Origin of the sequence: Acidithiobacillus ferrivorans (assembly GCF_016250455.1) — a bacterium.
GTDB classification, from domain to species: Bacteria; Pseudomonadota; Gammaproteobacteria; order Acidithiobacillales; family Acidithiobacillaceae; genus Acidithiobacillus; species Acidithiobacillus ferrivorans.
In genome coordinates this window covers 2,047,947-2,060,248 of the sequence record NZ_CP059488.1, presented here as the reverse complement: position 1 = coordinate 2,060,248, position 12,302 = coordinate 2,047,947, and the positions used below count along the sequence as shown (strand labels likewise).

Annotated in this window: 10 protein-coding genes; all 10 read right to left on the bottom strand. The window is 53.8% G+C overall.

Going from position 1 to position 12,302, the window contains the following annotated elements; translation table 11 throughout:
- Positions 1–2: 2 nt before the first annotated feature.
- On the bottom strand, positions 3–1,139 hold the full coding sequence (locus H2515_RS10225; RefSeq protein WP_065413663.1) for a glycosyltransferase family 4 protein: 1,137 nt from the start codon (positions 1,137–1,139) through the stop codon (positions 3–5).
- A complete protein-coding gene (locus H2515_RS10220) occupies positions 1,136–2,407 on the bottom strand; it encodes a glycosyltransferase family 4 protein (protein ID WP_198660020.1) in 1,272 nt (423 codons plus the stop codon). The genes H2515_RS10225 and H2515_RS10220 overlap by 4 nt, the downstream gene beginning before the upstream one ends.
- Positions 2,404–3,843, bottom strand: a complete 1,440-nt coding sequence (locus H2515_RS10215; protein ID WP_198660019.1) for a hypothetical protein — start codon at positions 3,841–3,843, stop codon at positions 2,404–2,406. The genes H2515_RS10220 and H2515_RS10215 overlap by 4 nt, the downstream gene beginning before the upstream one ends.
- A 12-nt stretch (positions 3,844–3,855) precedes the next feature.
- Positions 3,856–4,875 (bottom strand): glycosyltransferase family 4 protein, encoded by a 1,020-nt coding sequence (locus tag H2515_RS10210; protein ID WP_198660018.1) that lies wholly within the window; start codon positions 4,873–4,875, stop codon positions 3,856–3,858.
- Positions 4,876–4,900: 25 nt separating this feature from the next.
- Positions 4,901–5,755, bottom strand: a complete 855-nt coding sequence (locus H2515_RS10205; RefSeq protein WP_232821342.1) for a glycosyltransferase family 2 protein — start codon at positions 5,753–5,755, stop codon at positions 4,901–4,903.
- Positions 5,756–5,814: 59 nt separating this feature from the next.
- Positions 5,815–6,795, bottom strand: a complete 981-nt coding sequence (locus tag H2515_RS10200) for a hypothetical protein (RefSeq protein WP_232821341.1) — start codon at positions 6,793–6,795, stop codon at positions 5,815–5,817.
- Positions 6,796–6,856: 61 nt separating this feature from the next.
- On the bottom strand, positions 6,857–7,207 hold the full coding sequence (locus H2515_RS10195) for an acyltransferase (RefSeq protein ID WP_198660015.1): 351 nt from the start codon (positions 7,205–7,207) through the stop codon (positions 6,857–6,859).
- A 309-nt stretch (positions 7,208–7,516) separates the two neighbouring features.
- Positions 7,517–8,986 (bottom strand): flippase, encoded by a 1,470-nt coding sequence (locus H2515_RS10190; protein WP_198660014.1) that lies wholly within the window; start codon positions 8,984–8,986, stop codon positions 7,517–7,519.
- 55 nt (positions 8,987–9,041) lie between these two features.
- A complete protein-coding gene (locus tag H2515_RS10185) occupies positions 9,042–9,836 on the bottom strand; it encodes a tyrosine-protein phosphatase (protein WP_232821340.1) in 795 nt (264 codons plus the stop codon).
- Positions 9,797–12,301, bottom strand: coding sequence for a GumC family protein (locus H2515_RS10180; RefSeq protein ID WP_232821339.1), 2,505 nt, complete (start codon positions 12,299–12,301; stop codon positions 9,797–9,799). Before H2515_RS10180 ends, H2515_RS10185 begins: the two co-directional genes overlap by 40 nt.
- Between the last annotated feature and the right edge of the window lies 1 nt (position 12,302).

Below are 12,302 nucleotides of genomic sequence, written 5' to 3'. Positions count from 1 at the left end.
ATTCATGTGGATTCCGAACGATCGTCGCCGCTGCGAACGGACCGATAAGCGTTCATATAGCCGGAGATCAATGCCTCTGTTGTATATTGATTGGCATTTTCAAAGCCCAGACCAACCAGCGCATCCCGACCGCCCCATGCTGTGGCAATGGTGACCGCCGCACCTTGGACGTCAGACACGTTAAAGTAAATGGCACCCTGCCCACCCACCTCCGTCATCGGTGCCCGGTTGGTTGTGGCGACCAGGCAACCACAAGCCTGTGCCTCCACAATCGGCCAACCGAAGCCCTCTTGCAATGATGGAAACAAAAGCAACGCAGCGCCTGAATACAGAGCCCGCAGGTCTTCATCATCGACAGGCCCGGTTTGAATAAGCCGAGCACCGTGCCCCTGAGACTGCAGCCAGTCGGCCACCTCTGTTTTGAGCGTTTTGCCGGCGACGACCAGTTGAAAGGCGCGAAATGTGTCATGCTGAGTCAGAGCATCAAAGATCCGCGCCAGTCCGGGGCGATTCTTATACCAGTTATTGCTACCCACATGCAGGATATATGAAACGTCTCCCACGCCCAACCGGTCCAAGCGCGCCTTCCTTTCGGTTTGACCCATGGGGCGATATGGGTAGTTCAACGCATTAGGCACAACAGATGTGCTGCCTTGGGCAGGTAGCCCAATGCGTAACCATTCTCGCTGGGTTTGTTGCGATACACAGACCACATGGGCCGCGCGTTTGAGGCCGCGTAATATCCAGCGTTGAAGAAAGCGTCCTGTGATTTGCAAGGGATTTTCGGGCACCTCCCCCAAAGCGCTGCGTATAGCCAACATATCGTGGCAGGTCACGACACTAGGCGTATTGCCCAGCATCGACGCATACATCCCGTTTCCCTGATCAGCAATATGGACCACATCAAAGCCCATCGCTCGCCACCTCAACAGGGGTGGAAAAAGCAGGAAACGGTCAATGTATCCTAACCATTTACTGATCCCGCCATCGCCGCATTTTAAGCGGCCAAAGACGGGCGTTGGCCTTATCAAGCGCACATCTATGCCGGCCATTTCCAAAGCACGAACAAGCAGATCGGCATAACGGTGCATGCTTTTCTGATCACTGAGTGGATAATTGCCCACTATCAACACTTTCATTCGGGCAACCCATTTTTATACAACGATCCAATAAAATCGGTTACTTTCGCGCGGTAGTGCATCCAAGTAAACATTTTTGCACGCTCCCGGGCGTTTTGTCCCATGCGCAGCCGTTCTTCCGGGTGCGCATGCAAGTATTCCAGTTTTTCCACGATGGCATCGACATCGCGGATTGGCACGACGAAGCCATCCACGCCGTCGCGCACCAGATCACCGGGGCCGTTGGGCGTGGTAATCACGGGCAATCCCGAGGCCATGGCCTCCAGGACAACAAGGCCCATGCCTTCCAGCAGACTGGGAAACACAAACACATCTGCGCTTCGGTAAATTTGGGGGAGATCCGTCTGTGGTACATGGGGTATATGCTTAAAATCGTCGCGGAATGGCGTAAATGGGCTCGAGTCGTCGGGGTACTTTCCCACGAGCACGAGTTCGGTGTCGGGACCTTTAAAACGCTGATAGGCTCGCAATAGGTAGGAAATCCCTTTACGTTGCACAATGCTCCCAACAAACAGTACGTTAAATGTCTTTTTCTGTTCCGCTCCAGGTTGCTCTGGGGAAAATCGCTCAAGATCGGCGCCATAAGGGATGACGATTATCTTTTCTGCAGGAAACCCCTCTTCAATGAAAGCGTTACGTGAAAACTGCGAGCCGACGAGAATCCGGTCCGCCAGTGCACATTCCGCGTCCAGCTCCGGCTCTTGCCAGGCAGGGGCCTGACTCCAGTTGGGCAGCGTCGCGGCAAATGAAGGTTCCATTTCGCGCTCTTCCTCCACAAATCGCTGTATATAACGATGATGGGCAATGGGATAATTGAGCACTTTAACACCAGATGCCCGGGCAAACGCCTTATGGCTCACCTGATAACTGCCCACGACCACTTGGGCAGTTTGCACATGACGACTGGCCACCTCCGCAATCCGCTGCTGGATGCCCCAGTGGAGCTGCTCCGCTAGCGTCTTACCCCGTGCACGCCCAAAGTGCAAAGCGCCGGCGCGCGCAATATCCTGCCACACGGCCGTTTCGCGGATGTCACCCCTGGCCAGCCCAGGCGGCATTGCCCGGCGACCAAAAGTCTTGGTGTAAAGACGCCCGAAGCCGGGCAGACGTTCGACGGTGGACTCCCACGTCCGATGCTGATTCGCGTAGGGACGGATGTACTTTTGCAAAAGCCCGCGTTCCGCCAGCGCTGCGGCCAAGTGATTCATCTCCGGCGCCGTGTAGTTAACAACGAGGACTCCGGATTTGCCTGATGGTGACACGCTCATCGCTCTAACCTCGCAGGACCACCAGCATGATCATTTTTTGTTGAAACAAATTTGGCCGCTGCCAAGGTAACCCCCAGGAAAATCCACGCATATCCGTTTACCGTACCTTGTATAGTGATTGAGCCCATAAATATAACTTCACCAGCAAAGCTGAAAAGCATGAGCGCCAGGGGATCATGATTTTTTTTTGTGGACTTCCATACCTTCACCAGCAACCACAGGGTAAACCATATCCTGAAGAGGGTATAACCAAGACCAAGAACAAGCCCCAAGTCGACGAGATGCGCGGCCCAGTTACTCTCTCTCCCCCATATCCCATAGCCAGTCCATGTGTAGAAGGCCGTGGGCATCTGGACCCAGGACAGACGCGCGGCTGCATTGGTTGCTATGCCCAACAAATATCCAGTGACTGGTGTATTCAAGTAATAAATCCATCCATAGAGGCCGTAAAGCGCACGGCCAAAAGGTCCCAATGCAAAAGCGCTCGCTTCCGCTGCTTGATCCCATCGCGTGATGAATGCCTCATAAGAATTTGGTAATATTATCGGCCACAATACAACTAAAAAGCCAATTGCCAACAGCGGAAAAAACCCCGCACGTATCGCGAGTTGCCGCCTATTTGAGATAATTCCGGCGATGGCAGTTGCCACCAATACAATCCCGCTTTGCGCAAAAGCACCTCTATTACCACTAAAAGCCAACATTGATAACAATGCCATTGTCGCCAAAACCAAAACCCAACGGCGCGCTACCATATTTTGCGCAGAAGTTATCCATCCATAAAGAACTGCGATCGTAAGCGTTGAGATAAGAAGCCCTAAACCCATAGAGCTGGAAAAAAAGCCTGCTGGCCTGATATGCCCCAGCGCCGAAGACAACTGGTTAAACTGATTGGCGGCACCGGCTGCATCTCCTGCGTTGATATGCGAATTGGGAGGTGACATGAATTGCAGTGCCACTACCGGTGCGGAAACAATGCCTATCCACAGCGTATGCCGCAACAGGCGGAGGACGTCGTCCTGATTGAATTCCTTGGCGATGATAAAGGTGAGGGGGATGTAAAAAAAATAATTTAACCAGCCATAGCCAGCAATGATGCCGTAGCGCAGGGCATAATGGCCGATAATCATCTGCACAGGGATGAGCAGCACAGCGGCGCCTGCGAGGAGATAGGCAAAATTGAGTAAAGCGACGCCCCTCGGCCACATATTCTTCATCAAGCTGATGCCATATAGCCAAAGTGTGAATGGCACAGAGATGAAAAACAACGGCTTCTGTAGTTGCGGCAGGCCCCACTTGCGCAATGCACCGGTGAAGATCAACAGCCAATATAGCACAAAGATGGTCCGCACCATCCAGACCCTCGCCGCCTCACGTCTATAGGCCGCGCGGCTTGCATCTGCCTCCCTGATCATCTGCTGTGATAATACGGCCATGCTTAACCTCCCCTACAAAACCTGGATGGACTCGGAGAGTATGGCCAAATACCGCTGCGCCACACGGGATGGCCGATGCAGGTTGAGGTGCTCTGGTGCTGCCGAGAGACAATCCACAACAATCTCTGGATCGGATAATACCTTTTTCAAGCACTGGGCCAAAGCAGGAGCATCGCCGTTGGGAAAAGTGAGGCCAGCCGCCCCGATGGCTTCTTTCAAGCCCCCGCCTTCGGAACCGATGACCACACACCCGCACGCCAACCCTTCCAGGGCGACGACTCCGAACGGTTCATTCCACAAAGAGGGTACCACCAATACACGATGGCTATTGAGCAGTACAGCCAGATCATCGCCTCGTTTTGGACCAACAAAGCGGACTTGTCCCGCAAGCCCAAGGTCCAGAGCCAGTTGCCGCCATGCTTTATCCTCCGGACCACCGCCAATGACTGTCAGATTCGGTCGTAGGTTACAGGATGCCAGGTGGCGCAATGCATGCAGTAAAACTGGCAACCCCTTGTCAGAAACTAAACGCCCAACAAACACCAAATCTTGATCGCGGACAATGCCGGGTATAATCCGGAATTGCCTGTCATCATAAGGATTCGGAATTACTGTGCTCGTTGTCTTATAGTCCATAGCAACCGCTTGACTGACAGCTATACCCGTTGCACTGCGCAGCACCAATCTCTTTAACATGCCCTTTACGCCCAACTGATTAGAACCTCGTGGCAACCAGCCATGGTGGGATACTACCCAAGGGCGGCGAACCAGCATCAAGGGCCAAGCTGTCTGCAAGCTGATATTGTGATGATAGACGACATCGGCCCAAGCTGTAAGACGAAGCAAAGATTTAGCGTGTGGGTGACGCACCACCTTGAAAGGGAAGTCCAGATCGTCTTCATCCGTTGGCGTTTGCGTGACTACCACCACCTCTTGCCCGGCACTCGCAAACTCACGCGCCAAGAGTAACCCAACGCTCTCTAGGCCACCCAAGTTGGGATGGAACGCATGGGAGCAGAAAAGTATTTTCATACAGCCACCTGTCCTCCTGGACGTTTCATGAACGGCCAACGCGTTGTTGCAGATATTCTTTGAACCCTGCACCACCAGTTTTTAAGGAAAAAATAATAGCACTGATCCTGATATGCATCAGCTTTAACCGAGAATGATTTCTCCAGCGAAGAAGAGAAATGGATATCACAATAAATCTGACACCATAACCAATCCAGCCGCCTCTTAGTCTTGCGCAATAAAGGCTGTTAATAGAAAAAGCTAGTTCTCGAAAATCAGAGCTGGCATCAGTAGATGGGTTAACTACAATTATTTGATCTGTGATAATAGTTTTAAATCCAAGGTCATGAATGCGCAAGAATATTTCGCTCTCGCAACCGTATATAAAAAAATTCTCGTCATACTTGATAGCCTTGATCATCTCCGGTCTAACATAGCACAAGGTTGCATGACCAATCACGACCTCCGATCTGCCATGAAAGCTTACATGGCGGCAACGAAACCCTCTCGCAACAGAGTAATGACACCGCTCCGGGCTAGGATAGTCTGGACATAGAACCATTGTTGAGCTATCGGAAAACTCTTTCTCAATGACCTTCGGATCATATCTAGTGAGCAGGGTATCGTGTGCTGAGATCGCTAAAATATCGTCATCCAACCACGTTTGGCAAGCGATAAATTTATTGATTGCACCGCCCCACCCTAAATTACATGATCCGTATATGCAAGCTATGCCGGACTTGTCTATAATGTCTATTAGAAGGCTTTTATTCTCTTGGCTACTTCCATTATCGTAAACAATAATGTCACCGGCATCAATCCCAACCTCCACAAAGTTATTTATAGACTTCTGTAATGCTGTCGGATTATCGTAATGTATAAGCATATATATTATTCTCATAAACCGTATTCCTTACCCAGAAGTTGAAAATGGCAATCTTTATAAACTTAAAATAGCTCTCATGGGGAAGATATCTCAAGAAATCCACGAAGCGTTGCCGCGTGACATGCGATCTTATGCGTCTGATACCACGACCATGCACATTCACCTATGTATTTCGCCTTGTCTGCGTCGATAATTTCTGCTGAGATCCCTGGTAGATAATGCTGCCCGGCCAGCAATCTATCTGATGACGCATATTCCTTCGAAATGACCACAGGGCAAAGACCATGTGCACAGTACGCCGCAAAGACGCTACTCTTTGCTATACAATCGACAGGGTAGGCGATGACCCCAAATAGTGCGTCCCGCAGCAGGTCCGAGATCTTATCCGCCTCAAGCCGCCCATGTTGTGTCACGCCATTGGTCGCCAGGGCATTCATCACTTGCTGATCCGTGACCGGCGATCCTACGTCGTGTATCTCCAGCGACTGGCGATTGGCCCATTGGAAAAGCTCCCTGCCAGCGGCACGATAAGTAACCGTCCGTAGCCCGACCGTACCGAACACCATAAGGCGGTTCTTACGGGCGGCAGACTTTGATTGGAGTTCTCCGATAGTGGAAAAAATCGGCAGAACAGCGTGGGGCTTGCCCCCTGCGCACTGGCGTAGCCATTGTGCTGAACCCTCCCGATTAGTCATCCAGAAGTCCGATATTTCAGCCAGGCGGCGCACCACGTAGCGTTGTACTGGCGACAGCCAAAATGCGGATTTCCAGGGCGGACCAAAGGCGTAAAGCTCATGAAAGAACACGCCAAACTTTTTGATCTCATGCCGCCGCGTCTCCATCTCACGCAAAAGCCACAGCGGGGCGCCCTTTTTACTATATTCGTAGCCACTCATTTGGAGAACGATAGAATCGCCGGTCTGAATCTCCCACGCCGTGGCACTACTCGCGGAAAGTGGCACCACTTTAGCAACGCCAGGCCCGATTTCCGCTTGCAGGATATGCGCGAAATCATAGACACCACCCCGCATACCAGATATAACGACATGAATCATAAGGCTCCGTGGTTTGAATCAAGGGTCTCGTACGCCAACTTTCAATGTCTTTATATTTTTGTCAATACTTGGTATTTAATTGGTGAAATAACCGCCCATAATTTATCGTATAGTCTAATTCTGTGGTTCTTTTGTAGATCTCCCTAGCAGGAACTCCGGCAACAACGGAAAAATCTTCAACATTCTTCGTGACCACAGCTCCGGCACAAACAGCAGAATCTTTTCCTAAAGATATACCCTTTAAAATAATTGCTCTAGTGCCTATAAAAACAAAATCACCTATCAAGACTGGCGCTGTATGGCCTTTAAATATTCTAGATTGTATGTCATGATCAGCAGTTAATATTTGTACTTCTGTTGAAATAGAGACATTGTTCCCAATAATGACGCCCCTCTGTGGTCTGGTCTGCATTTTTGGTTTATGACACTATTATTGCCAATTGCAAAACCACCTCTTGCGTCGAACCATGCGTCCATGAAAATATAAGAATTGGAACCAATCTCGAATCTCATGACTGTCCGATAAAATAATTTACGCAGGCGATGGCTTGGAATATGACTAACAACACGATTCGCAATAAACAGGACTGACTCAGAACGAACACGTAGCAAATAGTTTTTCCATCGACCCATTATCGTTCCCTATCGTAATCATACAAAAGGACTATCGCCATGCTGTTTAGAGTAGGCAACAGGTAAGTCCAATGTCGCGCATTTTCGTTCATGGATATTTCCTATAGCGTATCAGACAGAATCGGCGCAAGCGGAGCGCTGCCGTAACGAGGAAATGCCGCAGTTCTGGCGCAATCCATAACGCCCAGATCATGGTGAACGACACAATGACCGTAATAGCGATGATGCTTTGCGCAGAGACGATGCCTTGAGGTGCCACCACTGCCGCCAAACCGATCAGCGCCGTGGCGGGGAGAGCATGCCGCATGCTGAAGGGAAGCCGGGCTAAGTAGAACAGCACTAATGCCTCGACCGCACCTCTCAAGCTCCATGCCAGTGCTGCCCCCGCCAATCCCAGCCAATGAATCCCACCCCAAAGCATCAGCAGGAAAAACGGGAGCTGAACGAGATGCAGCTTGGCGGTAATGTCAGGACGACCCTGTCCCTGAAGCAAGCCATAGGGGATATAAGCGAGTCCGTTGATCCAAACACCGGCGAGCAGAATCATGCCCGTCGCCGCCGCATGCCGGGCAAACTCCGGACTGATCCAGTGGCTCAGGAACAGAGGAAGGGTCGCCATGCCGACGACGGTCACCAGCGTCATGACGGCGAGAAGCAAGTTCAAACTGCGTTCTGCCAAAAGCCTGCCTTCTTCGCTTTCCGTACGCGAAAAGCGGGGAAACAGGCTGTTGACGAGTGCGCCGGGAAGGATGGATACGCGGGTGACCAGATTGTAGGGCACGGAGTAGTAAGCCACAGCCTGAACGTTGAGCAGCGCGCCGATCAGCATGCGGTCGAAGGTGGCAAGCACAGGCACAATGATATTGCTGATGGAAATCCAGCCACCGTAGGTGAACAGGGCGCGGGCGCGCGTACGGTCGAATAAGGCAGAAGGCACGATGGGCAAGAAACGCCAGACACCAGCGAACAAGAGCACTAAACCTGCTGCGCGGGCAAGGACGATGGCGGGTATCAGCCAAGTGAGTTCAGGGCTGATGAATACCGCCACGATGAGTGGGGCGATCTGCGTCAGCACGGTGTTCAACACACCAGTGAGATTCATGTAGCCAAAGCGCTCGCGCGCCGAAAGAGCGCCGACAAGTACGCCAGCCAGGGTGCCCAGCGGCAGGGCGGCAGCGATCCAGGGCAGGCTGACGAGTACGTTGCGGCGCAGGGCTTCGGGCATGTCAAAAAAATGGGCAAAAACGGGCTGAGCGACGGCATAGACCACTGCGGCGCCTAACAGACCAAAGCCCAGGTTAAGCCAGAGCGCCGTCCAGAAGGTGGTGCTGCGCACCGCAGGCGCTTCGTCATGCTGGCGGGCGAGGTGGTAGGCGCTGGCGCGGGCGAGCCCCATATCGAAAACACCAAAATAGCTGGTAAACAGCCAGACAATCGCCAGCACGCCATAGCGGGCCTCACCGATGGTGTGCAGGTAGATCGGCACGGTGATGAGTGAAACGCCCAAGGGCGCGACCGGCCCGAGGATGTTGTAGAGCGTATGACGGCGGATACTCATCGGTCCCCCTGAAGGGCTTGCAGAGCCACGGCCCGTTGCCGCGCCATGAGGGCGCTCATGCGGGCAACTCTTCCAGCACCGTATTAATCTGTTGCCCTCTCTTCGCCAGCCACGCCAGTCCCGGTGTTATGTAGCGTTCCAACTGCGCCGTGCGATGCAGGTCCGTACCCCAGAGTGTGGGAAATTCATGGTCCAGCAGTCGAGCTGCGAAGACCTGCGCCTGCGTCCCATACTGTCCGGCGAGACTCCCGATGTCGCACTGTAACCAGGCACCAGATTGTTCAATTTGCGGCAACCATGCGGATGGGTCCTGCTCCACGTAGCGATAGCGTTCCACATGCGCTAGTACCGGTTGGTATCCGGCGCGACTCAGCGCTATGAGAATGTCCATACCGCACGGCGCGGGCATGAGGGCGGGGAACTCCACCAATACAATTTTTTGCTTTCCCACAGGCAGATAGAGCACATCCTCCCGATCAATAGCGGCGAACATCGTTGCATCGGCAAAGTATTCGGCGGCCAGGTGCAGGCCAAAACCACTGTCGATGCTTTGCCGCAGGGTATGGAAGGCTTTGCGGAGCCGATCAGGGGTGTTGTCATAGACCCCCGGATAAATATGCGGGGTAAGCACTGCGCCCAGATAACCGAGGGCGCGCATGCCTTCGATGGCTGCTTGCGTTTCTTCCAGGCTGCGCAGGCCGTCATCCACCGCCGGGAGCAAATGGCAATGGAAATCCCACTTGACTGCTGCGGAATCCCGCGCCGGGGCTTCCGGGGCTGCAACTGGCCAGAAGCGGCGCAGTGCCTGCATCACCGTTTTTTGCTCAGAAGTTTCAGCAGCCGCCGCCATCCTTTAGCAGCGGGTTGTAATGACTGGCCATCGGTATCGACGCCATAGCCATAGCCATAGCCGTAGCTCCCTTGGACGCGGATGCCGTTGATGATCAAACCCAGTGGCCGGCCCAGACTGAGAATCCCTTGCAAATGTTCCTGGTAGGCACGGCGCGGGGTGTGGTCGATCTTGGCAATCGTCAGCAGGCGATCAACGAACGGGCCGACGATCAATACATCACCCACCATGGGGAAGGGCGGCGTGTCCATCAGGATGTAGTCGTAATGAGGACGCAGATCAGTCAGCAATTGCGCCATTTTTCCCGATCCCAGGTGCTCACTGGGATTCGGCGGAATGTTGCCCGCGGTGATCACGTCGATCCCCATCTTTTCGTTGTGATGTAACGCTTCCTGCCCGGTAGAGCGCCCGGCGAGTATCCCCGCCAGGCCGGGTTCCTGAGTGATACCAAACGCGCTGTGGGCATGCGGATTACGCAAATCGGCATCGATCAGGAGTACCTTTTTACCATCTTGCGCCAGAGCTGCGGCAATTTGAAAGGTCAGGCTGCTTTTGCCGTCACCGGGGGTGGCCGAGGTCAACGCGACGACCTGACCGCCACCATCTTTCCCTGCAGCTAGATAAAAATTACTGCGGAGAAGGCGGAGTGCCTCACCGTAGCCAGAGCGTGGATCCGGTATCCGGAACAAGGTCTCTTTGTTCCGGGAGGTCGTCGGCGCCAGGGGAAGCAGTCCATATACCGGAAGAAAGGGATAGCGCTGCCGTAGCTCTTCGTCGCTGCGAAAGCCGGGATGTAGGAGGTAACGGATGATAACGACGCTCAAGCCCAGCAGGACACCCAAAAGACCGTAGAGCAGGACATCTCGTTTGGCATTGGGCGCTACCGGCAGATTACCCACCAGGGCCGTATCCAATATCCGGTTTTTAGTGAGGGTGCTAGCCTTGTTGATGGCGGCTTCTTCCTGCTTTTGCAGGAGGAACATATAGAGCTTGCCCAACACTTCGCTGGAGCGTGTCAGGGAGATGACTTCCAGTTCAGACCGGGGGTACTCGCTCATGCTGGCCTGCTGCTCGCTGATGATGGTGTTTATGGACTGTAATTGTTGTGTGGAGATTTTTTCCTGGTTCTGGACCAGTGTGCTGATGGCGGAACGGATGGAGGCAATTTCGGCTTGGGCCTGCACCACCTGTGGGGCGGCGTGGGTATACTGTTTTAGCAGGACGGTAAGAGCGCTCTGCGCGGTGGCCAGTTGGGCGCTGAGACCGTTCAAGACGGGGTCCTGAATACTGCTGAACAGATAGGGATTCAGAGCGCCGCCGGGTTGCGCCAGAGCCTGACGGATTTGTGTCAGGCCGTAGAGGGTGATCTTGATCTGCGAACGCTGGGTTTCATAGTTGGCCAGTTGTCCGATCATTGCCTTGGCACCGGACGAAACCGCAATCACGCCGCTTTTGCTCTGGTAGTGCGCGAGGTGCGCATCTGCAGTGGTTAGCGCGCTGCGGATTTTTTTCAGTTGCTCACCCAGGTAGTCGTAGGTGGCGCCGGCCTGGTCGGTGCTCCAGGACCGAGTTTCATCCAAGTACGTCTGCATCAGTGCATTGGCGAAATCCTCAGCAATAAAGGGGTTCGCATTTTGGACCGAAACGCTGACCAGATAACTCCTCTTGGTGTCAAGAGTGCCCACCCCGCTGCCTCGCAAGATCGAGATGGCGCCCGACTGGGCCATAGCATGGTATACCGCCAAGGCATTTTCGATGCGCAGGTGGTACAGCGTATGGACGCTCGGTACGCTTGCCGCGCGCAGCTCCAGGCGCAATCCTGACCCGACGGCGGGCTGGTTGAGCTGACCGGTGAGCAATACCTGCTGGTCATGGAGTATCCGGTAGTGGCCGCCCGAGCCGAAATCCACGGTCAGAGTCTGGCCTTTCAGGCTGGGGTCGGTGACATGGGCGTAGAGCGCGCGCAAGGCATCCGCAGCCGGAGCATAGAGGGACAACTTCTCGCCACCCAGTCTCCAGCCCGCATCGGTCAGCCCTGAAGGGGGGTGTCCGGTTTTCCAGGCCTGGGCATTGATGCCTGAAGCGAGGATGGCGCGCCGCACAATATCCCGACTCTGGAGGATTTCGATCTGGGTGACCATACTGGAACCCTGCGCGATGCCCGTCAGTTGCGACAGGCCCTCCACCCCCGAAGAAGACCCGGAGTGGTCTTTTTCGGCTTGCCCCAGATATAGTGTACCCTTGGCATTAAATACGGGTGGGGAAATCAGCACCAGAATCACGGCAAGGAAAGCAAAAGCACCCCCTACGATAACAGGCCATTTCCAGCCGGTTTTGATGGCCTGAAGCACCGGCCCCAGATTGATCTCGTCACTGGCCCCCGCATCATGGCCACCAAGCATCCCCGCATGACTGGTCGCAGATCCGCTGTTTGAGGTATTTTGTGCTGTGCCGTTATCGATCACG